The organism is Christensenella massiliensis (assembly GCF_040409835.1).
Taxonomy (GTDB): domain Bacteria; phylum Bacillota; class Clostridia; order Christensenellales; family Christensenellaceae; genus Christensenella; species Christensenella massiliensis.
In genome coordinates this window covers 1,941,709-1,966,686 of record NZ_CP117826.1, presented here as the reverse complement: position 1 = coordinate 1,966,686, position 24,978 = coordinate 1,941,709, and the positions used below count along the sequence as shown (strand labels likewise).

Annotated in this window: 25 protein-coding genes; 3 read left to right on the top strand and 22 right to left on the bottom strand. The window is 51.7% G+C overall.

What is annotated here, in order from left to right; all coding sequences use genetic code 11:
* Window positions 1-38: 38 nt before the first annotated feature.
* The 11 genes from PUP29_RS09540 to PUP29_RS09490 form a co-directional block, all read right to left on the bottom strand.
* On the bottom strand, window positions 39-1,355 hold the full coding sequence (locus PUP29_RS09540; protein ID WP_079546144.1) for an MATE family efflux transporter: 1,317 nt from the start codon (window positions 1,353-1,355) through the stop codon (window positions 39-41).
* 1 nt (window position 1,356) lies between these two features.
* Complete coding sequence (locus tag PUP29_RS09535) at window positions 1,357-1,785, bottom strand: MarR family winged helix-turn-helix transcriptional regulator (protein WP_079546145.1); 429 nt, start codon at window positions 1,783-1,785, stop codon at window positions 1,357-1,359.
* 120 nt (window positions 1,786-1,905) lie between these two features.
* Window positions 1,906-2,355, bottom strand: a complete 450-nt coding sequence (locus PUP29_RS09530; RefSeq protein ID WP_079546146.1) for an aminoacyl-tRNA deacylase — start codon at window positions 2,353-2,355, stop codon at window positions 1,906-1,908.
* A gap of 24 nt (window positions 2,356-2,379) precedes the next feature.
* Window positions 2,380-2,859, bottom strand: coding sequence for a Cys-tRNA(Pro) deacylase (gene ybaK, locus PUP29_RS09525; RefSeq protein WP_079546147.1), 480 nt, complete (start codon window positions 2,857-2,859; stop codon window positions 2,380-2,382).
* Window positions 2,860-3,241: 382 nt separating this feature from the next.
* Window positions 3,242-5,032 carry a M3 family metallopeptidase gene (locus tag PUP29_RS09520; RefSeq protein WP_079546148.1) on the bottom strand — a complete coding sequence of 597 codons (1,791 nt, stop codon included), beginning with the start codon at window positions 5,030-5,032 and terminating at the stop codon, window positions 3,242-3,244.
* Window positions 5,033-5,110: 78 nt separating this feature from the next.
* On the bottom strand, window positions 5,111-6,049 hold the full coding sequence (locus tag PUP29_RS09515) for a hypothetical protein (protein WP_079546149.1): 939 nt from the start codon (window positions 6,047-6,049) through the stop codon (window positions 5,111-5,113).
* Window positions 6,042-6,581 carry a sigma-70 family RNA polymerase sigma factor gene (locus PUP29_RS09510; RefSeq protein ID WP_079546150.1) on the bottom strand — a complete coding sequence of 180 codons (540 nt, stop codon included), beginning with the start codon at window positions 6,579-6,581 and terminating at the stop codon, window positions 6,042-6,044. Before PUP29_RS09510 ends, PUP29_RS09515 begins: the two co-directional genes overlap by 8 nt.
* Window positions 6,582-6,584: 3 nt before the next feature.
* Window positions 6,585-7,592 carry an ABC transporter permease gene (locus PUP29_RS09505; RefSeq protein WP_079546151.1) on the bottom strand — a complete coding sequence of 336 codons (1,008 nt, stop codon included), beginning with the start codon at window positions 7,590-7,592 and terminating at the stop codon, window positions 6,585-6,587.
* Window positions 7,589-8,530 (bottom strand): ABC transporter ATP-binding protein, encoded by a 942-nt coding sequence (locus tag PUP29_RS09500; RefSeq protein WP_079546152.1) that lies wholly within the window; start codon window positions 8,528-8,530, stop codon window positions 7,589-7,591. Before PUP29_RS09500 ends, PUP29_RS09505 begins: the two co-directional genes overlap by 4 nt.
* Window positions 8,531-8,532: 2 nt before the next feature.
* Window positions 8,533-9,735, bottom strand: a complete 1,203-nt coding sequence (locus PUP29_RS09495; protein WP_353423154.1) for an NEW3 domain-containing protein — start codon at window positions 9,733-9,735, stop codon at window positions 8,533-8,535.
* Window positions 9,736-10,087: 352 nt separating this feature from the next.
* Window positions 10,088-10,939 carry an aldo/keto reductase gene (locus PUP29_RS09490; RefSeq protein WP_353423153.1) on the bottom strand — a complete coding sequence of 284 codons (852 nt, stop codon included), beginning with the start codon at window positions 10,937-10,939 and terminating at the stop codon, window positions 10,088-10,090.
* Between the two features lie 163 nt (window positions 10,940-11,102).
* On the opposite strand from PUP29_RS09490, the gene PUP29_RS09485 reads away from it, so the two are divergent.
* Entirely contained in the window at window positions 11,103-12,308 is a 1,206-nt protein-coding gene (locus PUP29_RS09485; RefSeq protein WP_353423151.1) for an MFS transporter, read from the top strand.
* Window positions 12,309-12,588: 280 nt separating this feature from the next.
* On the opposite strand, the gene PUP29_RS09480 is transcribed toward PUP29_RS09485, so the two are convergent.
* From PUP29_RS09480 to PUP29_RS09435, 10 genes are all read right to left on the bottom strand, one after another.
* Entirely contained in the window at window positions 12,589-13,521 is a 933-nt protein-coding gene (locus PUP29_RS09480) for an AEC family transporter (RefSeq protein WP_079546157.1), read from the bottom strand.
* 392 nt (window positions 13,522-13,913) lie between these two features.
* A complete protein-coding gene (locus PUP29_RS09475) occupies window positions 13,914-14,456 on the bottom strand; it encodes a DUF308 domain-containing protein (RefSeq protein WP_079546158.1) in 543 nt (180 codons plus the stop codon).
* 75 nt (window positions 14,457-14,531) lie between these two features.
* Window positions 14,532-15,689 carry an MFS transporter gene (locus PUP29_RS09470; RefSeq protein ID WP_079546159.1) on the bottom strand — a complete coding sequence of 386 codons (1,158 nt, stop codon included), beginning with the start codon at window positions 15,687-15,689 and terminating at the stop codon, window positions 14,532-14,534.
* Between the two features lie 50 nt (window positions 15,690-15,739).
* Complete coding sequence (locus PUP29_RS09465; RefSeq protein WP_079546160.1) at window positions 15,740-16,783, bottom strand: glycerol-3-phosphate dehydrogenase; 1,044 nt, start codon at window positions 16,781-16,783, stop codon at window positions 15,740-15,742.
* Window positions 16,784-16,916: 133 nt separating this feature from the next.
* Complete coding sequence (locus tag PUP29_RS09460; RefSeq protein ID WP_079546161.1) at window positions 16,917-17,177, bottom strand: acyl carrier protein; 261 nt, start codon at window positions 17,175-17,177, stop codon at window positions 16,917-16,919.
* Between the two features lie 110 nt (window positions 17,178-17,287).
* A complete protein-coding gene (locus tag PUP29_RS09455) occupies window positions 17,288-18,955 on the bottom strand; it encodes an AMP-dependent synthetase/ligase (protein ID WP_079546162.1) in 1,668 nt (555 codons plus the stop codon).
* Between the two features lie 425 nt (window positions 18,956-19,380).
* Entirely contained in the window at window positions 19,381-19,863 is a 483-nt protein-coding gene (locus PUP29_RS09450; protein WP_079546163.1) for a hypothetical protein, read from the bottom strand.
* Between the two features lie 217 nt (window positions 19,864-20,080).
* The gene (locus tag PUP29_RS09445) at window positions 20,081-20,440 is read right to left on the bottom strand and encodes a DUF5640 domain-containing protein (RefSeq protein ID WP_079546164.1); all 360 of its coding nucleotides are present in this window, start codon (window positions 20,438-20,440) and stop codon (window positions 20,081-20,083) included.
* Window positions 20,441-20,647: 207 nt separating this feature from the next.
* Window positions 20,648-22,111 carry a LuxR C-terminal-related transcriptional regulator gene (locus PUP29_RS09440; RefSeq protein ID WP_353423148.1) on the bottom strand — a complete coding sequence of 488 codons (1,464 nt, stop codon included), beginning with the start codon at window positions 22,109-22,111 and terminating at the stop codon, window positions 20,648-20,650.
* Window positions 22,112-22,664: 553 nt separating this feature from the next.
* Entirely contained in the window at window positions 22,665-22,853 is a 189-nt protein-coding gene (locus PUP29_RS09435) for a hypothetical protein (RefSeq protein ID WP_079546960.1), read from the bottom strand.
* Window positions 22,854-23,214: 361 nt separating this feature from the next.
* Here PUP29_RS09435 and PUP29_RS09430 point away from each other — a divergent pair, with 361 nt between their 5' ends.
* Together PUP29_RS09430 and PUP29_RS09425 are read left to right on the top strand one after the other, a co-directional pair.
* Entirely contained in the window at window positions 23,215-23,913 is a 699-nt protein-coding gene (locus PUP29_RS09430) for a DUF3800 domain-containing protein (RefSeq protein ID WP_353423147.1), read from the top strand.
* Between the two features lie 104 nt (window positions 23,914-24,017).
* On the top strand, window positions 24,018-24,479 hold the full coding sequence (locus tag PUP29_RS09425; protein ID WP_353423146.1) for a hypothetical protein: 462 nt from the start codon (window positions 24,018-24,020) through the stop codon (window positions 24,477-24,479).
* A gap of 204 nt (window positions 24,480-24,683) precedes the next feature.
* Here PUP29_RS09425 and PUP29_RS09420 read toward each other — a convergent pair whose 3' ends face one another.
* Window positions 24,684-24,977 carry a phage holin family protein gene (locus PUP29_RS09420; RefSeq protein WP_353423144.1) on the bottom strand — a complete coding sequence of 98 codons (294 nt, stop codon included), beginning with the start codon at window positions 24,975-24,977 and terminating at the stop codon, window positions 24,684-24,686.
* Window position 24,978 lies beyond the last annotated feature (1 nt).

Below are 24,978 nucleotides of genomic sequence, written 5' to 3'. Positions count from 1 at the left end.
AATGGTTTCCTGTCTTACTTTCCTATCGCAAACCGCTCTTATTCCAAATATTTTTTGTCTGTTCGCTCATCCCTGCGCTGTTTTACCAAGAAAGCAATACTCAGCCCCATCGCAGCCGCCTGCGAGATAGGAACGGCGGCCCATGTGCCATAAATTCCAAGCAGGCCCGGCAGGAACAGTAAAAGCAGGAACAAGCATACCGGTTCTCCATAAATCAGCAGATATGCCCATGCGTTTTTGCACGTTGCGTAGCAATAAGCCGTCGTTATCCTCGATACGGCGGCAAACACGTAGCCCGCCAGAAAAACCGGTAAGATCTGCGCCACATTTTGTACGACCTGTTCGGATGCGCCGAACAGCGCCGCCATCTGTTCCCGCACGAAAAACAGCACCGTCATGCTGCACACCGCAACGAGCAGCGCGAACCGGTAAGCCGTTCCCAAGACCGCTTTCGTCTTTTTCAGCTTTCCCTGCCCATAGGACAGGCTCAAAAGCGGCTGGCTGCCGTCGCTCACGCCCTGAAGAAGCAGAAGAACAACACAGGAGATATAGCTCACTGTCGCATAGCAGGTGACTGCCGGGTCGCCCCCCACCGCCGCCGCGCTTCTGTTCACGAGGATCAGCGTAAGGTTTGGTGAAAAGGTCAGCCCAAACGGGGAAAGCCCTACCGCAAGGATCGTCTTTAATTTCGATAGGCCTGCCCGTCCGAATTGGAACAGCGGCTTCTGCCGCTTCACAAGGAAGAATACCATGCAGGCCAAAAAAGTCATAGCCTGCCCGATCGCTGTCGCGACGGCGGCGCCCATCATTCCCCACGGAAATACCCATACGAACAGATAGTCCAGCAGGATATTCGTAAGGAACCCGACGATCATCGCAGCCATGGCAAAGGTCGCGCTTCCCATATTCCGAATAAACGGCACGAGCCCCGTTCCAAGGATCTGGAACACAGCGCCGTAAGAGATATATAAAATATATTCCCTTGCCAAAGACAAAATCTCGCCGGAAGCGCCTAAAAAATGCAGCGCAGAGGGCGCCGCCAGTAAAAACACCGCCGTAAGCAGCGCGCCGGAAAGGAGCAAGGCAAAAAACGCCGTTCCGAAATAACGCCGTGCGCGCAGTTCATTCCCTTCTCCCTTGCTGATCGCATACTGGATCGCGCCGCCCATGCCGATCCCCGTTCCGACTGCCTGCAAGAATGCCGTCAGCGGAAACGCGATATTGATCGCAGCAAGCGCGCTGTCGCCCAGCGCATTTCCCACAAAAAATCCGTCTGCGATTGCGTATACGCCTGAAAGCGCAAATGCAAGCATCGACGGGATCACATACCGGAAAAACTCCCTGCGTGCGTTCATTTTATTCCACCTCCCGAAGCAGTCTGTTGTAAAACGCCATGTTTTCCATGAGCGCCTCCGCACGCTCTCTTCCCATTCGCTCTAAAACGGAATATTCATGCGCATACAGCTCATTTACGATTTGCCCTACGTATGCGCGCCCCTCCGCAGTAAGCAGGACCGCCTTGTTCCTCCTGTCCTCCTGCAGCGTCTCTAAAACTACCGTGCCACGCTCCATCAAGCCCTTCACGATCGTGTTTACCGTCTGCTTTGGCAGCTGCCACTGCTCACATATTTTCTTTTGAGTACATTCGCCCCTTTCGGAAAGCGACAGGAAAACAAACAGTTCACAGTAAGACAGGCCGCGCCGCTTTGCCCATGCCTCATAAATCGCATTCGTCTCCCGCCAAAGCACATCATACAGTCGGTGCTGTTTTTTGACCCACTCCATACGCTCCTCCAATTAGTCCGTTTTCAGACCAATTTTAGCATAGCGCCTTTTTTTCTGTCAAGACCGAGGCATAAAAAAAACGGCCCTCCTACGGAGTCCGCTCTTCCTCTTTTTTCCTCTTTATTCGATGAACGCCAGCATCTCACTTAAGCGTATCACATCCTCCGGACGCAGCTTCACCGTATAGCGCGGATCGCCTGTGCTTCCATAGATATAGTCGTGGATAGTAAGCCCTTTGTCGAACAGGATCGGAAGACCGTGTCCAATGAGGGGCATAAAGCCCGCGTCATAGCCCGTCGCCTGCCGGACGAGCTTCGGGTCCGCCATCCCTTTCACCTTATATCCGAGCACATAGTTGATGGATTCCGTATCCATTTTGTCCCGCTCCGCATTTACAATCATTGCGGCAAGCCCCCGCTCCGTATGGATCACATAAACGGCGGCTACAAGCTCCGCATCAAAATAATTTACCGCGTCCTTTGCATTTTTCAGCGGTTCGTCATGCTCCTTCAGCTCAAAAACAGCCTTGCTCTTGTTCAAATATTCCTGCAATTGCCTTACATTCATCATGTCTGCATTCCTTTTGTCAAACGGTCATTCCCGTACCAGCTCAGCCGTCTGTGCCTGCGCCGCAGCGATCAGGTCCTTTGGCGCGAGCTCGATCTGCCAGCCAATCCTGCCCGCGCTCACAAGCATCTCCGCAAGCGCCTCGCAGGAACAGTCAACGACTGTGCCATACGCTTTTTTCATTCCAATGGGCGAACACCCCCCGCGGATATATCCCGTAACCTTATTGATGTCTTTCACCGGGATCATTTCCACATTCTTCTCTCCAACGGCGCGCGCCGCTTTTTTCAAATCAAGCTCCCGTTCCACCGGGATCACAAACACAAAATACTGCCGGTCCGCGCCCTGCGTCACCAGCGTTTTATAGACCCGCTCCGGCGCGATCCCCAGTTTTTTCGCAACGGTCACGCCGTCTACAGGCCCGTCTCCCGCTTCATAGGAATGCGTTTTATACGGAATTCCCGCGCGGTCCAATATCCGCATTGCGTTTGTCTTTCCATTGCCCATAAAAGCCTCCTTTCTTATTATAGCGGGCCGTTCCGTTTTTGCAATAGAAATACGGCGCGCCCAGCAATCAAAAACCGCCTGCCCGTAATTTTGCGTGCAGACGGTTTTTGATTGCCGGCAGTTTATCTTGATGCTTTATGCTGTACGGCATGATCCGCCCTTCCCGCAGCCCGATGTACGTTAGGCGGTGCCTTGTCTATCTTCTTTCTGCCTTTTTCCATCGCTTTCCTATAAAGCGTCTCTCACATGATATCGAAAAACCGGTAAGCTGCAGCGATACGCGGTTCGTGACGTTCGATTATCCGTGGCCCGCCGGTTCTTCTTACTGTAAAGATACACTTCTTTTCCGGCCGGAAACATGAAAAAGCCGCCTCAGGACATATCAAGCCGCATCCATGAGCGGACTCCCCGCCCCGTCTTCCGATAAATAGGTCCGAAACAGCTCTGCCATACGCTGTATCTCTCCTTCGTCGAACGGGCTTGCAAGTCCTGCCGCTTTCACATTTTCTATAAAATCTGTACTTTCTTCCCGCCGGACGAGCGCTTCATAGATGTCTACCGCTTTCTGCTCGTCTGTCACGGATATCTCCCACAGCTGCACGGCGATATCCGCCGACGTCGCGTAGGCAAACGTATAATAAGGAGATTCATAGATATGCGGTACGGATACCCAGTCATACCGGTACAGGTCCTCATAAAAAATATCGGTAAGTCCGAACCGCTCTGCCTGCCGCGCTGCGATATCCTCGACCGCCGCAGGCGTGACCTCCTCCTCCGCGAGGGAATAGACCTCCTGTTCTACCGCCGTATAATAGGTCTGCTGGACAAATGCGTTCAGCTTGTCTGCCAGCGCGTTGTAACGCAGCTCATATCCCGTCTCTTCTCCAAAATATTCGTCATAGTGGTTCGACACGAAAAGCTCCAGTCCTTGGGAATAGATCTCCGAGACGTCCGTCGCCTCTGCAATCGTTCCCATCTCCAGATAATTGTTGAAATGTCCGAATTCATGGATCAGTGTTCCCCGGCTGTATTCATCTCCGGTATACGACATCAGCACGAACGGCGAACGGTAGCTTTCCAAATAGGTCGTATATGCCCCCGCGGTCTTTCCCCTCCGCGGCTCCCAGTCGATAAGGCCATATTCCCGCATAAGCCGGAAATTCTCCCCAAGGGCTTCGTCTATGCCGTAAAGCGTCTCCTGCACAAAATCAGCCCACGGCTCATACTCCGCCTCCGCATCGGTCAGGTAGCCGAATGTTTCCTCATAGACCGGAACCAAATGCTCCACGATCTCGTCCGTCATATCCGCCATCATTTCAGGCGTATAGTCGGCATGGTTCTGCGCGAACACCATCTCCGTATAGCTTTCAAACCCAAGCGCCCCTGCAAGCTGCATCCGCGTTCGGACGAGCTCCGTATAGATCTCCTCCAAACCGGGCGCGCACGCCTCGTGCCACGCGGCGAGCGCCGCGTAATATTCATCCAGATCCTCTATCATGCCGATATCGTCATAGGAAAGCTCCTGCCCGTTCCACAGCACCGCAGCGGCCGCGCGTTCCTGCGCATATTCGGAAAGCAGCGCCGCTTCCCGTTCATAAAGCGCCTGCGCTCCCCCCGCATACCAGTCCTCGTCCCATGCGATATCATCAAAATATCCCGGCTGCCAGCTCTGCTCGATCTCTTCCCGGAACGGGGAATGATACAGCGCCACATAATAATCCTCATACGCCATATCGACCGCAGCAAAGCCCTGCGCAGTATACGCCTCTTCCTCCGTCCATTTTTCACTGGTAAGGTCCATCGTGCTCATGACCGAGGCAAGCGTCATCATCGTAGTATAATTCCGGTAGAGCGCTTCGCCTTCCTCGAATAAGGACTTCAGCTCCTGCGCATCCCCGCACGCATACACCGCGTCTGCCAGCTCATACAGCCGCGCAGCGTCCGCATCTGCATCCGGCCGTACATACTCGATTTCGGAAAAAGGCACGGCCTCCGTCTCCTGCGGATCAAGCGATGGGAACGGCTGCGGAGAAAAAGACGCCGTTTCCTGTGCGCTCCGCATTTCATCCCGCAGCTCCAGAATGGCTGTACGCGCAAGACTGCAGCCGCTTACAAGCGCCGCCAAAAGCAGGACTGCAGCCGCAAGGGCCGTGATACGCAACCGTTTTTTCATAGGAATATCCTCCGTGCCTTTATTCTAACATAAATATCCACACGGTAAAACAAAAAAGGCCCTCTCCCGGCCTTTTTGTCATTCCCTTACGTTTACCTGCAAAACGGTTTGATTCGCCTCATACCGCAGAGCGATCCTTTCTTCGCCGGCGTGTCCCGCTGTGAATAAGATGTTCTCGCCCTCCGGCGTGTCCTCCGCTTTCTGGAAAAGCCCATCCTCCGGTATGATATCGGCTGTCTTTTCCGGCTGCGCGCCGATCAGCACAAGCCTGTCGCCCACCTTCATATCCAAATGCTGCACAGGCAAAACGATCGTTCCGTTTCCCTCCATGGCATAGGGTACAAGATATAGGCTCGCTCCGCCGGCCTGTTCCCGGTCCTGCCGCACAACGACCATTCCATTCCAAAGTCCCACTTCCCCGCCGGGCACAAAATCCTGTACCCATGCGTCTGAGGCCTGCCCCGCGCTCAGCCGCACCAGTCTGTAATGCAGATAATCCTCGCCCTCGGCGCCGGAGGATATCAGGATCATCTTTTCTTCGGCCGTTCCCGGGAGATCCAATATCATAACGGGGTATGGCGTGTCGCTCTCTTCAAAAATACTGCTGTATACGATATGCTTTTTCTCCGCCTCGTCCTGCCAGAAAATGGCGGCAAGCGCCGGCGCGCCGTCTGTTCCCGTCGTTACGGGGTAATACCCCACCTGATAGACTCCGTCCGAGCCGCTCTCGAATATCACCGGCTGGCTGATCTGCCCGGTTTCCGCCGCACCCCTGTCCGAAAAACCATGCGCAAACCATCCTGCGCCGAGTACGCATACCAGTACGGCGGCGGCACAGGCCGCGCCCAGCTTCCATAAACGCCCACGCCCTTTCCGGGGCGGCGCGTCCTTTTCCGCTCCTCCCTCAAGCCGCTTATGCACCATTTTGCGCAGGACCTCCGGGTCTGCATGCGAAAAAAACTCCTGCGCCTCGCCTTTGGCCTGTTTCAGATATTTATCCAGCTTTCCGTCATTCATTCGCAAGGCCCTCCAATAGCCCGCGCAGCTTTTCCCTTGCCCTGCTGAGTCTCGTCCTTACGGCGTTTTCCCTGAGCCCGAGCACCTGCGCGATCCTGCCCGTGGTCATATCCTCAAAATAGAACAGCGCCACGACCGTCCGGTATTTTTCGGGAAGGTCCATCACCCGTGCAAATACCTCTCCGCCTTCCACCTCTTCAAAAAGGCGCGCGTCGTCATATCCGCTCCGTTCCCCCATATCCTTTAAGCACACCCTGCGCCGGTAAGCCGATTTCCGGTGGTCGCGGCACAGGTTCACCGCGATTTGGAATATCCACGTATAATAAGAGCTGTCTTTCCGGAAGCCGTCCATTTTTTGGTAAACGCGGCAAAAGGTATCCTGCATGATATCCTCAGCAAGATACCTGTCGCGCACATGGTAATATGCCAGCTTCATTACCTCCTGCCCATATCTCCGCATCAGGTAATCAAGCGCTTCCTCCCGGCTGCTCCATTCCTGCTCCGGAACAGCCCTTGCCTCAGCCGTGTCCATTCGTTACCCCGCTCTTACCTCCTGCCGCATAAAGCATACATAGGATGCTACAAAACTAAGCATAGTCAATGCAATAAGTCCTGTCAAGTTCTGCCAGACGAGCAGCAGGCTCTGGTCAAGGTCCAGCGGCCCGACCACCGCGCCCGAAAGCTGGGACTGCATCACCAGCCCCATCGCCCGCACGCTCGGGTCCATCACGGCCGATACCGCCTCGCTGTAAAGATAAGCTGGCGATATATGGTTGATTGCTTGGCTGCACGTATAGTTGTCGATCAGCGCCGAGGCGCGCGACGTTTCCGTAACGGGGAACAGCGCGTTCGCGATGATATCCGCAAGCATGCTCAGGAAAATGGCAAAAAGCAGCCACAGGGCGATCACCGCCATTGCCGACGTTGCGGTGTGTCGGCACAATGCTGAAAACAATATAGACAGTCCCAGCCAAAACGCGATATAAACGATCGTCACCAGCAGGAACACGGCGAGCCGCAGAAGCTCCTCCCCCGTCGGCGGCACGCCCGTCGCGATCAGTCCGATCCCGCTGATCAGCAGTCCCAGAGCGCACACCATCCCCGCGATCACGGTCAGCCCCGCGAGAAATTTCCCGTTTATCACTGCATCCCGGTGGATCGGCTGTGCAATCAGCAGATTCAGCGTTCCGCGCGAACGCTCGCCGTTTATTGCGTCAAAGCCCAGCGTAAGGCCGACGAGCGGACCCAGCAGGGAAATAAAGGAAACAAAGGACGGTATCCCGTCGCCGCTTGTTGTGAACAGCCTCAGGAACACAAATTCTATTTCCGTCTCCGAGGAAGACACCGCCTCCTGCATGCCCGACAGCGCTCCGTAAAGGCTGCCCACCGCCGTTACGGCGATCAGCGCCAGAATGATCAGAAACCGCTTGCTGCGGATGTGGTCTGTCAGCTCCTTTTTATATAAGGCGGCCAGCTCCGGCCCCGGACCTATTTTTTTCTTCCGTACGGCCTCCCGTCCGCTTTTCATTGCCGCTTCCATCATACCGCCTCCTCCTGTGCAAAATACCGGCGGTATATCTCGTCAAGGTCGCCTCCGCACGGGCGCAGGTACATCAGATCATAGCCCCCGTGTGCCAGCGCATCCAAAAGCGCCCTGCGGATATCCCGCTCCGAGCAGACCGTCCAGCCGTCTCCTTTCCGCTCAAGGCGTTTTACGCCGTCAAGCTCCCCAAGCAGCTTTTTCAGCCCGGCGCCGTCCGGCTGTGCGCCGAGCTCCAGCGTCCATTCCCGCGCCTCCAGCCGCTTCCCAAGCTCCTCCACCGTGCCCGCCGCAACCAGCCTGCCTTTCACGAAAATGCCTACCCGGTCGCAGATCTGCTGCACCTGATAAAGCTGGTGCGACGAGACCAGCACAGTCCTCCCGTCCTGCTCGGCAAGCTCGCGTATCAGCCCGATCAGCTCATGCACGCCCTCCGGGTCGATGCCCAGCGTCGGTTCGTCTAAAATGACGACCTGCGGGTCTTTCATCAATACCGCCGCGATCCCAAGCCTCTGCCGCATGCCGCGCGAATAGGTCCCCGCTCTCTGGTCTGCTGCGTCCGTCATGCCGACGCGCGCAAGCAGAGCTTCTATCCGCTTGTCGGTCTCCTCTTTCGTCAGGGCGTTCAGTTCGCCTACAAAGCGCAGGTTTTCCCGGCCCGTCATCTCGCCGTAAAAGCCGACGTTGTCCGGCAGATAACCTACGATACGCTTCACGGCTATCGCTTCCCTCGTGCAGTCGTATCCGCCGATCTCCGCCTTGCCCGCTGATGGCTCGGAAAGCCCCATCAGCATCAGGATCGTCGTCGTCTTTCCTGCTCCGTTCGGGCCCAAAAGTCCGAATACCTCTCCTTTTTCTATCTCCAGCTCAAGCCCGTCTACGGCCTTGTTTTCTCCATACCGCTTGGTGAGCCCGGCCGTCCTTATGATCGTTTCCCGCATGGTCATCTTCTCCCATATTTACGGAATATCCGGTATACCGCATACGCCAATATCACGATGATGACCGCGCCGACGATCCCCCACACCGTCTGCGTTTTGACCGCTACGCGGAATTCGGCGCTCGCCGTCGTTTCGTTTGCCGTCGCGGTGATCTGCGTAACATAATCGCCGGAAAGCGCGTCCGTGCTGCTCGTGATATAGGCCGTCACTTCCCGCGTCTCTCCTGCTGGGATGGAATCGATCGCCGCGCTGTCAAACCGTACCGACCAACCATCCGGCGCAGTTGAGGTCAGGGCCACATTCTGCAGCTCTGCGCTGCCCGTGTTCGTGATGCTGAGCGTTACAGCCGTTTCGCTGCCCGCATAGCTGTCTACCGAAAGATTCCCGCTCGGCGTGGATACCTGCAGGCCGTAAGTTCCGGTAATAATCACCTTCAATTCAGCGGTAAGCGTTTCTCCGCCCGATGCCGCGATACACGGTATCGTATATTCTCCCGCTGTTACGTTTGCCGCCGGCGTTACGGAAATATCCAGCCCTTGGCTTTCGCCCGCTCCCAGCGTAAGGCTCGCGATCTGGCTGCTTTCACCCGACGGCGCGAACGTCACCTGCCAGCCCTCAGGGGCCTGCGCCGCAAGGCTGTAGGCCTGCTCGCTTCCGCTGTTGTTGGAAAGGGTCGCGCTAAAATTAAACGTTGCGCTTGCCGGCCCCTGCAGCTCCGAATACTGGGAGACGAATTGCCCCTGCGCCACCTCCTCAGCGCTGACGTTTATTTGAAGCTGAAGCGTATCGGCCGCTCCGCTGCCTGCGTCTCCTGTCAGCAGCACATCATAGGTTCCCTCCGGCGTGTCCTCCGGTATCGTCAGATGAAAGGTAGCAGCCGCCGATTCTCCGCCTGCATCGTTCCCCTTAACAAACACCCTGCTTATCTGGCTGCCGTTCCCCTCAAAATATCCCGTCCAGCCCTCCGGGAGCGACGCAACGGACAGCGCCGTGTTAAGCGACGCGCCTGTCGTACTGTCCAGCTCGAGCGGGAAAGCTACCTCCTCGCCCGCCTTTGCCGTCACACCCGGGTAGTCCGTGCTCATCACAAGCCCGCCTGCCGCCTGCGCAGGCGCGCTCCCAAGCAGCAGTGCCGCTGCGATCACGAGCACCATACCCACGGCGGCAATGCGCCGGATATTTCTTTTTTCCGCTTTTTGTTCCATGTCCATAACTCCTCATGTCATAAATAATTTACACTTCCCGCAGACGCGCGGCCTGTCCGGACGGGCCGGTAAAGCCGCTTTGTTCCGCTTTCTGTTATATTAGACGAATCCGCGCCCCCAAATGTTACAGGCCTCCTGAATTTTTCTGCAATAAAAAACAGGAGACTGCTCCCAGCCTCCCGCTTTCCGCGCGCGTCCTTGCCGCGCCGCACATATTTTTCCCAAATCCCGCGGTTGCCGTTCTTTCAGGTTACCGCTCCGCTTTGCCTCTGAACGGCGGCGGATCAACGTCTTTCTCTATCAGTACGGCCGCGTTCATGAGCTTTTCGCGGCCGTCTCCCCCAGCCCTTTTCTACAGTGGAAAATCATCCGGGTCGTAGGTCGGCCCGTCCGGGTCCGTCATCTTATTTATCGCGGCCATATCCTCCGCAGATATCTCAAAATCGAACACATCCGCATTCTCCGCAATACGCGCGGGCGTTACCGATTTCGGCAGCGGCAGTACGCCGTTTTGCAGCGCCCAGCGGATGCACAGCTGCGCGGCGGATTTTCCATACCGCTCCGCTGTCTTGTTCAGCATTTCATTACCGAGCATTTTCCCTGTTCCGAGCGGGCTGTATGCCTCGACGAGCATTCCCTCCTGCTGCGAATATTCCACGATCTCCGTCTGCATCAGTCCGGGATGATATTCGATCTGGTTTACCATCGGCATGATCTCCGCCGTTTTCTTCAGCTCCTCCACATGATGCGGCAAAAAGTTGCTGATCCCGATCGCGCGGACGCGCCCCTCCCGGTACAGCCTTTCAAACGCGCGCCACGTCTGCGCATTCTTTTCCTGCCATTCGTCCTTGAATCTGGCCGGAACAGGCCAATGGATCAAATATAGGTCAAGATGATCGAGACCAAGGTCCGCCGCCGTTTTGTCGAACGCGCGCAGCGTGCTGTCGTAGCCATGCTCGTCATTCCACAGCTTGCTTGTCACAAACAGCTCCTCCCGGGGCACGCCCGCCTGTGCGATCGCCCTGCCTACGCTCTTTTCGTTCCCATAGACCGCCGCAGTGTCGATATGCCGGTACCCGTCCGCGAGCGCCGCCAAAACAGCCTGCACTGCCGTTTCCCCGTCGGGCGTCTGCCATGTGCCGAACCCTACGCACGGAATGCGCACGCCATTTTTCAAAATGAATGCATCCGTCAGATTTTTCATACTGTTCCCCTCCTTTTGCTCCGGCTCCCGCCGTTTGTTTTGTCATTATCATAAACGATTCCTTGGAAGAAATCAATGACAAAGACGTTCCCCGGAAGTATAATAGAAGCAGGACGTTTTCATAGGATCGGTCTATTTTTGGAATGATACGGAGATTATTTTCATGAAACAGCAAAGATCAACGCAGTTTTTTACCGTTATCCTGCTCATAGCCTTTGTTTGCTATGCCCTGTATGTCGTACTGTTCGGTACGCTTTCCACCACCATGATGGATTTTTATGCGATCGGAACGAGTGCGCAGGGTGTGTTCACCCTCGTATGCAGTATCGGCGGTATCGCTGCCGCGCTCTTCTGTGCGCTGTTCGGGGAACGCTTTTTTAAGCCGTGGGTGATCGCCGGCGGCATTCTGATGCTCGGTGCCGCAACGACGCTCGTCGGATTTGCCCCGCCCTATCTGCTCGTCTGCGTGGGCGCACTTGTCGCGGGCGCCGGATATACGGTCATCGACGTCATGGGGCAGTCCACCGTCACGGAATATTTCCCGGAAAAGAGCAAAACGCTGCTCCCTCTGATTCAGATTTTTTTTGGCGCAGGCACGATGGTCGGTCCGGTCATGATGGCTGCGATGCTCACGCCCGGAGATCCGCATAGCTTTGTGGTCCCATTTCTGTTCGTAGGTATCCTCTCCCTTGGCTCGGCGCTCGTTTATCTCATCGCCGTCAAGCGGGTGAAGCCGGCGCTCGCTGCTGTAGACCTTTCTGTGATCGCGCAAAAGGCCAAAGAAAATCCGGCGGAGATCTTCAAATCCCCTAAATCATGGATCATTCTCATAAGCTGCAGCCTGTTCTCCTGCTTTTCCACCGCCATGGCGGCGTGGTATCCCGCTTTCTTTACAACTGTGCGCGGTTTTTCCGTAGACAATGCCGCTCTCATGCTCACGCTCTATTATGCAGGCACGCTCATCATGCGTCTGTTCGGCCCGCTCGTGTTCCGTAAGCTCCAGCCGCAGCGCGTCTATGTGCTGTTCAGCATCGTCAGCGTGGCCTGCATGTTCGGCGCGACCAACATCCCTGTCGCGCCCGTATCGATGGTGCTTACCGTGCTGGGCGGTATGTTCTGCGCGCTCAACGTTGTATCCGTCATCATGATCTCGACTGCCCTGTTCCCGACGCGCAAAGCGTCGGCTGCTTCCCTTGCCGTCTTCTCATTCAATATCGGCGGCATGATCGCGCCTGCATTCGTCGGCGCGCTGGCCGAGTCCACCGGGCTTCTGCTCCCGATGAACCTTTTGTATGTCCTCTTTGCCGCGGGCATCGCCGTCATGGCGTTCCTCTGCATCAAATACAAAAAAGAGCTTGCAAACGCATAGCAGAGAGCAGGTCTCCCGTCTGTCACTTGTGAAAGAATCTCGCCGCCGCCCAGCCTGACGCCTTTTCGGACCCACGGCGGTTTTGCTGTGCGCAAAGCGATCGGTCATAAAACCGTCATATAAACAAATCTGCGGACGCGCATATCGTCCTTGTCCGCAAATCAACAGCTTAGAAAAAATTGGGCGCCCGTAATAAGATAAGAGGCTATCGGCAGTCTGAAGATGCGCTTTGCGCAGCTTTCTTTGTCGTTCAAAGCCATACGCCGCGGCGCTGTCTCTTTCACGGCGCCGCAAGATAGGCGACGACCGAAAACAGGATGACGCTGAACACCGTATAAAGCGCCAAGCTCGTAGCAATATACGCCTTGTCCTCCTCGTCCCGGGTAAACAACGGCAGCAGATAAGTAGCGGGAAGCGAATACATCAGAATAAAGGACCAGAACAGATATTCATTGTATGGAATAAATAAAAATACCAGATTGATCACCGCAAAACACAGCAGCGCCATAATGCCTGCGCGCAATCCGAGCGCCGCAAGGCCGCTTTTGATATACCGCCTGTTAAGCTGCATCTCATAGCCGACGACAAACAGCATCAAAATCCCGGTCGGCGCGCCGATATAGGAGAGGCTCTCGTCGATTGCCGGCCCGGCGGGAGACGCATCGAGCAGGCGGCCAAGTCCGGTCGCCCCCAAAACGAGGCCCACGACGGTCGCCCAGATCATCGGCGTCTTGACCATCGCCTTCAGAGAGCTTTTTACGCCGGTTCCGACCCGCATATTCAGCAGGATACTGTACAGCGTGAAAACAAAGACCGCTTCTCCAATGTCCGCCATCGCAAACCATGAAAAATTCTCCTGTGAGAACAGCAGGATATAGAGGCCATATCCGATCATGCCCGTTTCAACAGTCGTCATCAAAAAGGGCATAGCGTCCTGCCGGACGCGCAGGAGCTTTTTCAGCAGCTTGCCGGTCAGAAATCCTGTCACAGCCGCACAGAAAACAATGACTGCGATCACAAGGATGTCGGTGGAAACGTCGAGCCGGTAAAACGCGCCGATAATGACGGCAGGCAGGGAAAAATTCATGACCAGCGCTTTTAAGCCGCTGATCCCGCCCGGCGACACGATGCCTTTACGTTTCGAAAAATAGCCCAGCAAAATCGTGATAAAAACAGGGGCAATGATCGGTAAAACGGAAAAAAAACGGTCCATAAGCTGCTCCTCGCTGATATTTGCCGCAGCCTGCGCACAGGCTGCGCCTTGCCCGGAACCGGTATAGGCCTCCGTTCCGAAGCATTGGCGCTCTGCAAAGTCCGCCGCGGCTCATTTTTATTTGCCTGCCGGTAAAAAAATACTGGTTTGTCATTCCGGCTCAGGGAGACCGGATAACGGTATTATAGCACGATTTTCCCCGCTTTTTCCTCAAACGGCAACATCAAAAAACAATCCCCCAAGATTCTTGTATCATATGTATTTCTCCCCTGCCGCCCGTTTTCTTTGCCGTGCTTCTCTCTTTGCCGCCTGCCTCCGGCCCCTGTTGAGTTTTTGGCATAAAAAATGCTGCATGGCATTTTGCCATGCAGCACCGTTTCTGCAGCGTACCGTTATTTTTTTGAGGAGGCAATAATGCCCCATTCCACAATACTGATAATGCCATAGATCGTCAGGCATACGCCGAGCAGAATGCCAAGCGCGTTGCCTCCTGCAATGATGCCCGCTATCATGATGATACCAAGCGCCAATTCCGCAAGTCCGCTGATGAGCGCCACCTTCCATGCGCCCGTGCTGTAGTCTTTCACATGAGACGCCTCTATCATGCTCATGATGCCCGTAACGAGCGCCCATACGCCGATGATAAACGGCAATACTACATTTGCGACGCCGCCGCGGAAAATGATGAGCAGCACGCCGATAATGATCGCGATCACCGGAACGGCGACTCCTGCGTTTGCGTCTCCCTTATTCCTCTTTGAGAGATTGATGAGCAGCTGTATCACTCCGTACGCCAGCACCACGACTCCAATGATCACAACGATCACTTCCATGGCAAACGTCGGCGCACCAAGCAGGATAAGACCGATGATCAGTAAAACGATGCTCAGGATCAGGCGTATCATTTCCCTTGACTTCCAAGAATCACGATTCATAAAATTCCCCTCCCGTTTTATATGGATTCTGTTTTAATAATACCCTGCGCCGGGTATTCCAAACCATATTTTGTCCTACATCCGGTCATATTCCCGCGGGATCAGGAACAGGCTGAGCACAGCGGCAACCGCGGTCAGCCCGAGGATCACCCAATAGGCTGCGTCGATCGAGGCCGCCTCGATCACGTTTCCCACAATGACCGGTCCAAGAAAAATGCCGATCGCAAAAATAGACTGCAATATCCCCGTCGCCGTCGAACGGTACCGCGGCTCCACCGCTTTTATAACAAATCCCGCCAGCGCGCCGCAGGTGATACCATAACAAACCCCGGAAAGCGCCTGCATCACATAGATCACCGCAAGATCAATATGATAAAACATGGGAATACAGGAAAACGCGCCGATCGCAAACGAAATCGCCACACATTTGCTGCCGCCTATCTTTTTATACAGCTTCGTTCCCACAAAAAGCGAGGCAACGCTCGTCGCGAGGAAATAGACCACCATCAGCATGCCGAGCTCCGCCGAATCAGCGCCAAGATTCTGCGCCGCTACCGACGTGAAATAGCTTGGCATCGCAAAGCACAGCAGCTGTGAAAAGGCTGCAAGAACCGAAAATCCAAGCAGATGCTTGTTTTTCATCAGCGACGCAAGCTCCCGCCCGCTGGGCGGTACGATCTTCTGCGTCTCTTTCGGCGTTTTGAACAGCAAAATGCATCCAATGCCGACGAGCGCCACGAGAAACGCGAAATAAAAAGGAGCATGCAGGCCGAACGCCTGCGCTAAAAGCCCTCCTGCAAGCGCGGCGACCACCTTGCCCATGTTGGACGACGCATTAAGGATGCCCTGCGCTTTCACCTGTTTTTCCTCGTCGTTATATTTCGCATAGGATGCGCTGATCACAACCCACCATGCGGCGGCGGCGCCGCCCACGCCGCGCGCCATCATGACCCAAAACGTATCTTTTACCACAATAAACATCAGGCCGGAGACCGCAAGGATCACAAAGCCTGTCAGCAGCAGAAGCTTGTCTCTGCCGATCTTATCCGATAGAATACCGAGCGGTACGCGCAGCACGATCTGCATCACGCCATACGCCCCGCCGATCGCTCCTATCATCGCGGCTGTCGCGCCGAGCGATTCCGCGTATGCGGGCAGCGTCGGCACATAGGAATACATAGACATCCATAGAAACGCCGCCGCAAGATTGATAATAATAAGATTCCTTTTCATAATCCTTCACAAACCGCCGCACCGTGCACCGCATTTGCGGGTACGCCCCTTTATGCGCGCGTTTCCTCCGTTTCAAAGCTGCTCCATGGAATGGCTACCTGCGCGCCGCGGCTTATAATATCGTCCACATGCAGCAGCAGCGGGAAGTCCTCCGCCTTTGCCCTGCCAAGCTCGATCAGCCTGCGTACCGCGCGCGCGGTGCGCGTGGCGATCACGATGGATTCCAGCGTTACGCCCTCAAGCTCCTCCATCGCGCGCTCAAAGCTCAGACCGCGTCCAAGCAATGTGCCGATCAGCCGCGTACGTCCGCCAAATACCGTCACATACAGGTCGCCCGCTCCATATACGATGTTTTCCTCTCCGCCGCCCACAAGCGCGAGCAGCCTGCGCATTTCCCGCACACTCTGCCCGAACAGCCCCGCCTGCGAATTATAATGCAGTGTGCCGCCAACGCCCTCCGTGCGCTCGGAAAGGCCGACCGCCAGCGTCACTGCCAGCGCGTAGGCATTTTTCATGGCGACAGCGCATTCTACGCCCACCACATCCGTCGAAAGGCTTACATGATAATAGTTCGTTTCAAAAAGTGCTTTTATCCTCCGCAGGACCTCCATATCCTCCCCGCAGAAGCATACCTCCGTCGGGTCGTGATCCGCCAGCTCATAGCTCGTGCACGGGCCGCCCACCGCGTTCAGAGAAAGCCTTCTGTCCAGCTTTTTCGCATAAAGATGCGGATAGGGGATCAGCTCTCCGTCCTCCGTATCCTGCATGCCCTTCGTCACTGCAAGCACAGGCAGCGTTTCCTGGATCACCGGCAATATTTCCTCAAGGAACCAATCCACCCCAAAGCTCGATACGCCGCTCACCAAAAGCTCCGCGCCTGCAAGCGCCTCATCAAGCTCTTCGATCTGATAATACCGGAACCGCTCCGGCAGCCTGCGGCGGAGCGTCAGATGCTCGCCTGTCCTGCGCGCATGTTCGATGATCTCCCTGTCGAGCGGAGTTCCTACAAGGCGTATCTCATGTCCGTTGTCGCTCGCCGGGAACCCAATAGCGGAGCCCATCATCCCGGCTCCTACGATCGTAATGATACTCATCCAAGCTTCTCCTCTTTTTCAATTTTTCTTTACCTGATTATTGTACTATCATTCGCATCCAATGGAAAGTCTTTCATAAAAAAAGACCGCGGTATGCGGCCTTTTTCTTCTGCGTATGATTTCTGATAAATACTCAAAATACTCCGGCGGGCACATGTCCCGTTCCTGTTTTCTCCTCCAGATACACCAGCACGTCCTGTACCGTATCGAGCAGTCTCAGATCCCGGTCCGGGATCTCGATGCCAAATTCGTCCTCAAACGCCATCACGGCCTCCATCAGCCCAAACGAATCGAGCTCCAAATCGCTGATCAGGTGCTTTTCAGGCGTGATCTCATCAAGATCTTTCGGGCATGCCATTGCCAGAAGGTGCTGTACCTTTTCCAGTTCTACCATTCCACTCCGCCTCCTTCCTTTGCGCGTCCTGCGCGCCTTTATTTTAACCGCCGTTTCGGCGGAAGCAAAAACATGTTCCCCGGCAGGCGCCGTTTTCCGGTCAAAAGGCCTTACCGCCGTACTGCGAACCGCTTGATCGACTTTTTCGTCGTTTTTTCAAATTCCCGGTCGCGTACATGGAAATGCCGCACCTGCTTATAAACGGGCAGCGTCTTATTAACAGCCGAAATATCCTTTTCAAGAGCCTCCGATATCTCCTGCGGACTGTGCGCTGCGGTATATTCCTCCGCTAAAAACATCTCTGCGTGCAGCTCCGTTTCATTCATCCCGTCTGAAAGCGGCGCATAGACTACTACCTCTTTAATATACGGGATACGCATCAAATATTCCTCTATTTCTTCCGGATAAATATTTTTTCCGTTCGTGAGGACGATCAGGTTCTTTTTCCGCCCCGTGATGTGCAGGAAGCCCCTGCCGTCGAGGCGTCCTATGTCTCCGGTGTTGAACCACCCGTCCTGCATGACCTCCCGTGTTCCCGCCTCGTTTTTGTAATATCCGAGCATCACATTCGGGCCCTTCACCCATATCTCGCCGTCTCCGTCCGCGTCTGCGTTTCTGATCTCAACGTCGCAGCAGGCGATGGGTACGCCCACAGAGCCGTCGCAGTAAAAGCGGTTCTTGTTCACAGATACGAGAGGCGCGCATTCCGTGATCCCATAGCCGTTCAGCAGCAGGATACCAAACTCCCGGAACTCGCGCATGAGCCGCCCCGAAAGAGGCGCGCCGCCGCAAATAATGAGCTTCAGCTTCCCGCCGAACGCATCGTGGATATTCTTGAAATATTCCGCGCGCCGGTCAGCTCCCTGCGCAAGCTCCGCGTTGCTTTTTTCGAGCAGCGCCCGCAGCGCTTCCGCCTGTCCCGCAGCCTGCGCGTTCTGCCAGATCTTCCGGTGCATCATCTCCACAAAAAGCGGTACGAGGAAAATCATATCCGGCTGAAAGAGCTGAAGATTCTCCATAAAATGGCGCAGGCTGTCACTGATGCAGATGGTAATCCCGCTTTGTATCATCATCGTGATGCCGTGCGTACACTCAAACGAGTGATGCACAGGCAGGACCGACATACACACCGTTCCGAGGTCGAGCAGGCTGATCCCGCCCTCCGACGCGGAAAGGATATTCTTTTGGCTCAGCATCACGCCCTTGCTCTTTCCCGTCGTGCCCGACGTATAAAGCAGAACAGACATCGCCTCCTCGTCGATCTCCCGCCGCGTATAACCGCAGTCCTGCGCGCCGCTGATAAGCTGCCGCAGGCTCAGCGCTTTTTCCGTATCCTCCGGCGCATGCATATCCACATAATATTCCACGTTTGGCAGGCCGCCGCGTATCTTCTCTGCCGTATCGGCATATTCCCCGGAGAACACCAGCATCCGCGCACCGCTGTCCGCCAAAATATTGGCGATCTCATCGTCCGGCAGCTCCTTATCGATGGGTACGATCACGCCCACGCCGCATACGACGGCATAATAGGTCAGCAGCCATTCACAGCTTGTCGGTCCGATCACCGCAATGTGCGCGTCCGCAAGGCCAAGCCCCAGAAGCGCATTCCCGAGCGCGTTCATTTTTTCCAAAAATTCCTCTATTCCAATGCCCCGCACCGTCTTTTCCCGCGTGCGAACCCGCAGCATGTCCCTTCCGCCATATGCTTTCCGCGCCGCTTCGAGCATCGTCCGCATATTTTTCTCATGTTTCAAAGGATGATTCGGATAATTTTCCATAAAACCTCCCGGTCCGTCTTTTCATTTGAAAAGTATTATAGCATATCAGCGGCCGTCTTGTCATCTCTGTTATGGGGCTTGCCCATCCTGTAAAATGACCTTTGAAGCCTTTACATGCATTTATGTATTTATGCATCTACGGTATAGCTAAAACATTCCCTGCAAAATATATTTTCTATCTAACTAAATGCAGGAATTTTTAAAACATACCAAACGGCCTTGCCAATATCTTATTCAAAAATAAAACTATTAGAGAGCGAGAAACGCGGCACATAATTTAAAATCCAAAAAACGCGCCAAGCAAAACGCCGGAGCTTGATATGTACCCTCTTTACTGGACAACCGGTAAGGAGGGTACATATCAGCTTTTGCTTAACGCGTTCATTTTATTTTTATAGGATGCGGCGAAATCAAAGCCGCCGCAGTTATCGGTTAAATTTCTTTGCAAAAAAGCGTGTGATTCGTTTCACATCATCCGCAGCATTCGTCGTTCTGGTATAATCACCGAATGTTCCTTCTTCTATCATTCGTTCCCGGTTTTCTTTGATCAGTTCGCCTTTTACGTCTGTCATAACGTAGCCTGCAGCATCCGACAAAGCATCTTTTATAAATTCCTTTTTATTCCCCGCTATCATTTCTCCAGCGATTTTTCTCGATTCCCTTTTCTGCTCTTTCGTCATTTTTGCAGGGCGCGGCGTGCATTTTGGCAGGATTGCATTGAACCGGTCTGATAAGCCCGCAGATGCAAACCGTCCTTCAAATTCCGCCGCATTGAAACAGCTTTCTCCAAGGACAACGAGTTCTTCCATAAAAGAATCGACTTCGCTCTGCATTTCTTGCGGTACAACATAATATTGAGACAAAAAATCGATCCTTATATCGATGCATTTTTTTACATCGCCAACCATAATAAATTCTCCTTTTCCCTGCTTATCCTTAGATATTTAAATTTAGGAAGCCTATATTCCGTTCATACAGGCTCCCTAAATTTTTTTATTTCTATTGTTATTGTTCCGCTTTATACGGAAACGCTGCGGTCAAATAAGGAACGTTACGCCTGCCGCGCTGGACAATATACCGAAACCATATTGTTCCTCTCCTGGTCTTAAATAATGTCCGCGCAAATTATTCCCGCGTATACTCGTAACTGATGCCTTCTTCGCCTGTCGACATATCCGTCAAGGTTAAAATGTCGCCGTTGATTGAGTACGAAAACACCATTGCCTCGTCGCTTTCCATTCCAAATAGTTCAGCATAAATGTTGAGCTGGTCTCCATCCGTATCATATTTGAAATCATAAGATATCAGCGCGTTTTCATTATACCCTGTGCCGTCCGCTTTGAATTCATAAGTTTCTTCCATAAGATCCGCGCCTTTCCATTTTCCCACCAAAGGCGAAGCCTCTTTCGGTTGTCCTCCTGCGCCGCAGCCCGCAAACAAGCACAAGACAAATAAAACCAAAATAACAACGTTAACTTTTTTCATTTCTTCTCTCCCGTATCATTTTTTAAATTTTAGTTGTGATTTCACCAACATAGAACTGATCTGCAAAAGGCCTTTTTCTATTCAAGATAATATCAAAGTCTATATGGAATAGTATAGTACCCAACGGGTACTCTTTGGTTTGCTTCCCTTTTTATCCCATAATAAAAACGGTACCACACGGGTACCATTCTTGAAAAATTCGGTTTGTCAGGCTTTACAACTGTTTTGGTCGGTCAATTTCTCAACTTCAGCCAATCGGCCGCTGCGGCGAAGCAAGTCAACATAGAGCATCAATTCCTCTTTTGTGCTGACCGCAAGCTTTCGATAAATATTTTTATTATGCTTTCGTACCGTATGAATACTGATAAACGCCAATTTCGGTATTTCGGCAATTTCATGTCCGTTTATATAATGCTGCAAAATATTTCGTTCAGCCGGAGTCAATGCCGCAGTCCGCTCCACAAAAGAATCCAGCATACTTAAAACGTCAGAAGCAAATCGGCTCTTCCCGGCTCTTTCAGCCTCCCGTTCCTCGGCTTTTGCTTCTTCTGCCGTAACGATCATAGGCTGCATATCGTGCCCGACATACGATACGTCCACAAGACGCATCAGGCCTTCCGTCGTCCAGTCCGTTCCCGTCAGATCTGCTGAACAAATTTGTACGGGAAGCCGCATCGTCTGATTTTGACACTGCCATTCGCTGGAAAATTTCCGGGCTATTTTCTCTGTTAATCGTTGCATATTGTAACTATCGCGGAATACCGTCAGAGCAAAATGTCCCCTTTCACAGTCATACACGTCTATTTTTTTAGATAGATTATTGAGCCATTCTGCCGCGCCGGCCATAAATCCATTGATATATCCTGCGCCGAGCGCGGCAATATCAAAATAATTGGAACGCGCGAGCTTAACTATCGTCACATAAAGACTGGCTTGATTCTGGACTGCCAAATCAATACTTCGCAAAAAAGCCGCGCGGTTGTATACTTTCGTAATCGGATTGTGGATCGCGTCCAGATTTTCCACCGTAGTCAAAAATCCGAAAATACCGATAGACTGGAAGAAAAGCTCCAGAAGCTGATGCGGCATGAAAACCTGCTGAACAAAAATAGGAATAATGCTGAAAATAAGCAGCGCGATCGCCGCATACCGCTGCGATTTAAGCAAGAGGCTCCGAAACCGGATCGCTAAATATACCGTCAACAGCATATAGAGATATCCCGCGCCATATAAAGCGTAGATCATAACGCCGTGGGAATAAATGCCATTTGCGTCATAATAAAACACCCAGCCTAAAACCGGATTCAGCGCCAGCGGCAGAAAAATGGCGAAGACTTCCGGCAGCAAAAACAGCACGAAATGCGATCTTTTAACGCGGTGCTTCAATCCAAGCAATACGATCATATACCACGCGAACAAGCAGGCCGTGCTGGTATGGACAAATAAGAAAATATAGTTGAGGATATCCCGTGAAAAATACGTATATTGATCTATATAAGAATTACCAACAGAACTCCAGATATCAAAAACAGCAGAAATCAGTGCTGCAATGATAACCAACAACAGTAATTGATTGGATTCTTTTTGCACCCCTTTTTTGGAAATAATCACATATAAGGAAAGAACAGAAATCACTCCGGCGCAGATATCAAAAGTTACGTTATAAATCATAGGATATATCTCCAATCGTCTATTGAGCAGAAAAATCATGGTGTGTATTATATTAAATCTTAGCACAAATTTTTGTTTTTGACCAATAATAAGGCTCACTATCAGCACAAGCCCGATCCCAAACGGCTTGAACGCAGTGAGCCGTTTGGGGTTAAGGAGGAACAAAGCTTGTTTTGTTCCTCCGTGTGTCGTTCATACAAAATAGATGCAGCTAAAAAGGGCCCCGCGCGAGCCCAGCGAAGCGGGTCGCGTGGGGAAAAGGAGCGGCAGCAGAGCATGAAAAAGCCCTCGCTTTTGCGAGGGCTTTGGAATCGCGGAACTTGCCGCGACGCGGCGGACAGAGGGAGAGTTATTTCTACTATTTTTTCGCTTCTCGATACATTTTTCAATGTTATAAAAAGTGCATTATATAGGCATTTTCGCAGGAAAGCATTTTTAAATGTTCACAACGAAAATATTGATATTCGGAAAAAACGTGTAAGAATCGTGTACAGGAATAATAAAATAGGCCGCCCACGCATCAGCGCAAGCGGCCCTTTCTCCATATTATGTATCAAGCATCCGAATGCCAGTGCATCATCTCCTGCACCGCTTTTTCAAAACTCCCGCACGGGCAGAATCTCTGCTCATACTGTTTACTTTCGGGAAAATCCTCTTTGCAAAAATCCCTCTTATCAAAGATATCTGCTTCGTATTCCCCGTTACAATAGCGCCGCTGAACAACCATGAATTTCCACTCCATAAAGCCTCTCTCCTTTCGCGCTTCTACGCATAGGCGGCATGAATGGCAGCCGTCAATCTCAAACACTATTCCCTTTTATCTGATGTATGTAAAAACTGTTTTGTGCTTTCATTTTAATCCTCATTTTTAATGAAAGCAATATAGTTTTAAAATTATCTGCATAGGTTTGTAAAATCAAAAAACCGCCCACATCAACCCGATGCAGGCGTTCTTTAGTTGTCTAATCCGGTTGTAAAACCGTGGGAGGTGAGCCAGTCGATGGAGCGCTGCTTGTCACACAATATAATATTATCATTGTTAAGTTGACGCATTTAGTATTCATAGTATAAAATATTAGCATAATATTTTAGGGTGGAGAGCAATGTCAAAGTTTAATATTTATTGTGATGAAAGCTGTCATCTTGAACACGATAAAGAAAAATTTATGGTAATAGGTGGTATACGGTGTAACAGTAGTATTAGGAAGCAAACAATCAATGATATTTATGCTATAAAAAGGCGTTACTCTATTCCGTTGTATTCTGAGATAAAATGGAATCAGGTTTCACCTTGTAATTTAGAATATTTTAAATCTCTGGTTGATTTATTCTTCACTTCATCTCACTTGAGTTTTAGAGCCATAGTTATAGATAAGTTGCAAATAAATAATCGTTTATATAATCAAACACAGGACGACTTTTACTATAAAATGTATTATCAAATGCTAATTGGATTAATAGATCGTGTGAATCAAAATTATATATATATCGACAAAAAGGACACAAAAGGTTACCTTAAAATTCAAAAGTTACAGCATTTACTACGACTCAAGCTTTATGATTTTGATAATAGGAATATTTCCCGTATTCAATGCGTAGATTCTAGTGAATTGCCAATTTTGCAACTCGCCGATCTCCTGATTGGCGCCGTTGGCTATAAAAACCGAAATATTTCTTCACAGGGGAAAGCAAAACCAGCTCTTGTTAAACATATTTCTCAAAAGAGTGGATTTTCTTTAACTCGTTCTACGCTTCCTTCCGAAGATAAATTTAATTTGTTTTTTATAAATCTTCAAGTTTAGGAGGAGAAGTATTAAAATTGATTAATTGTGCCTATAATCCATTTGATGAATGCCTACCCGACATATTGGAATGCGCTAATCTTACAGCTTGGAATTCCTATCTTATGAATCTTTATGATGTATTTGTTAGAGATTTTATTACTACCCAGCCAATTTTTAGGGGTATGCCCGTAGATATACGCAGGGAGCCAATGGATGGTATCTTTGAGCATACTTTTACTCATTTGACACACAAAAAACATGCCGATTGTAATAGATATGACCCAAATGACCGGATTCCTGATTTGAGAAGGAGTGAACGTCTTGTTTGGATTCGTAAAATTATAGAAAACTATGATTGTATCTTACAGGAAAAATGTGACAATATTTTATTTTGGGAGGAGATGTACCGTGGTAGGGTCCGTATTAACTTATGGTATAAATCTGAAAATTTTATTGTCATTTTGGAACAATGCAGATCATTTTATTATATAATTACTAGTTTTTTCCTAACAAATGAATGGGAGATTAAAAAACGGCTGCGAAAATATCAAGCCTATCAGAAGCAGAAAACGCCACTGGCCTAGCGACCAATGACGTCTCAGAACATCCTTCTACAACATGGTAGATGATTATCTATACTATACCACAAAAATGTCTCGCCGCAACATTTTTTTGCGTTTTTTGCAACTTTTTTTACAATTATATCATAAAAATATAAATTTTTGAACGACATCTATCCGCCAAACAGCGACAACAAAAAAGCGGGAGCTTTCGCCCCCGCCAATTTGTTACTCCGTTTTCTTTTCCTGCTTCAAAAGCTGATTCGCGTATACAGCCGCAGCCGCTACAAGAACGCCCTGCACGATTGCCGTGAATACGGCTTCCAGTATCGCGTTCGTCGTCTCAAATGGTATGCTCCCAACGAGCACCCACAAGAGCGACAGTACAATACCAATAACACCGAGGCAGACCGGAATGTGCTTATCTTGTAACCACTCCGCTTTCTTTAGTCCATAGCCAATCGCTACTAACACTGGAATCAATATGAGAAGTTCCGGCTTGATATACTCTTGAAAATCCATT

Bases quoted from the DNA above. Each gene is read 5' to 3' on its own strand.
- PUP29_RS09540 (WP_079546144.1), bottom strand. From the start codon at position 1,355: ATGAACGCACGCAGGGAGTTTTTCCGGTATGTGATCCCGTCGATGCTT.
- PUP29_RS09535 (WP_079546145.1), bottom strand. From the start codon at position 1,785: ATGGAGTGGGTCAAAAAACAGCACCGACTGTATGATGTGCTTTGGCGG.
- PUP29_RS09530 (WP_079546146.1), bottom strand. From the start codon at position 2,355: ATGATGAATGTAAGGCAATTGCAGGAATATTTGAACAAGAGCAAGGCT.
- ybaK (WP_079546147.1), bottom strand. From the start codon at position 2,859: ATGGGCAATGGAAAGACAAACGCAATGCGGATATTGGACCGCGCGGGA.
- PUP29_RS09520 (WP_079546148.1), bottom strand. From the start codon at position 5,032: ATGAAAAAACGGTTGCGTATCACGGCCCTTGCGGCTGCAGTCCTGCTT.
- PUP29_RS09515 (WP_079546149.1), bottom strand. From the start codon at position 6,049: ATGAATGACGGAAAGCTGGATAAATATCTGAAACAGGCCAAAGGCGAG.
- PUP29_RS09510 (WP_079546150.1), bottom strand. From the start codon at position 6,581: ATGGACACGGCTGAGGCAAGGGCTGTTCCGGAGCAGGAATGGAGCAGC.
- PUP29_RS09505 (WP_079546151.1), bottom strand. From the start codon at position 7,592: ATGATGGAAGCGGCAATGAAAAGCGGACGGGAGGCCGTACGGAAGAAA.
- PUP29_RS09500 (WP_079546152.1), bottom strand. From the start codon at position 8,530: ATGCGGGAAACGATCATAAGGACGGCCGGGCTCACCAAGCGGTATGGA.
- PUP29_RS09495 (WP_353423154.1), bottom strand. From the start codon at position 9,735: ATGGAACAAAAAGCGGAAAAAAGAAATATCCGGCGCATTGCCGCCGTG.
- PUP29_RS09490 (WP_353423153.1), bottom strand. From the start codon at position 10,939: ATGAAAAATCTGACGGATGCATTCATTTTGAAAAATGGCGTGCGCATT.
- PUP29_RS09485 (WP_353423151.1), top strand. From the start codon at position 11,103: ATGAAACAGCAAAGATCAACGCAGTTTTTTACCGTTATCCTGCTCATA.
- PUP29_RS09480 (WP_079546157.1), bottom strand. From the start codon at position 13,521: ATGGACCGTTTTTTTTCCGTTTTACCGATCATTGCCCCTGTTTTTATC.
- PUP29_RS09475 (WP_079546158.1), bottom strand. From the start codon at position 14,456: ATGAATCGTGATTCTTGGAAGTCAAGGGAAATGATACGCCTGATCCTG.
- PUP29_RS09470 (WP_079546159.1), bottom strand. From the start codon at position 15,689: ATGAAAAGGAATCTTATTATTATCAATCTTGCGGCGGCGTTTCTATGG.
- PUP29_RS09465 (WP_079546160.1), bottom strand. From the start codon at position 16,783: ATGAGTATCATTACGATCGTAGGAGCCGGGATGATGGGCTCCGCTATT.
- PUP29_RS09460 (WP_079546161.1), bottom strand. From the start codon at position 17,177: ATGGTAGAACTGGAAAAGGTACAGCACCTTCTGGCAATGGCATGCCCG.
- PUP29_RS09455 (WP_079546162.1), bottom strand. From the start codon at position 18,955: ATGGAAAATTATCCGAATCATCCTTTGAAACATGAGAAAAATATGCGG.
- PUP29_RS09450 (WP_079546163.1), bottom strand. From the start codon at position 19,863: ATGGTTGGCGATGTAAAAAAATGCATCGATATAAGGATCGATTTTTTG.
- PUP29_RS09445 (WP_079546164.1), bottom strand. From the start codon at position 20,440: ATGAAAAAAGTTAACGTTGTTATTTTGGTTTTATTTGTCTTGTGCTTG.
- PUP29_RS09440 (WP_353423148.1), bottom strand. From the start codon at position 22,111: ATGATTTATAACGTAACTTTTGATATCTGCGCCGGAGTGATTTCTGTT.
- PUP29_RS09435 (WP_079546960.1), bottom strand. From the start codon at position 22,853: ATGGAGTGGAAATTCATGGTTGTTCAGCGGCGCTATTGTAACGGGGAA.
- PUP29_RS09430 (WP_353423147.1), top strand. From the start codon at position 23,215: ATGTCAAAGTTTAATATTTATTGTGATGAAAGCTGTCATCTTGAACAC.
- PUP29_RS09425 (WP_353423146.1), top strand. From the start codon at position 24,018: ATGAATCTTTATGATGTATTTGTTAGAGATTTTATTACTACCCAGCCA.
- PUP29_RS09420 (WP_353423144.1), bottom strand. From the start codon at position 24,977: ATGGATTTTCAAGAGTATATCAAGCCGGAACTTCTCATATTGATTCCA.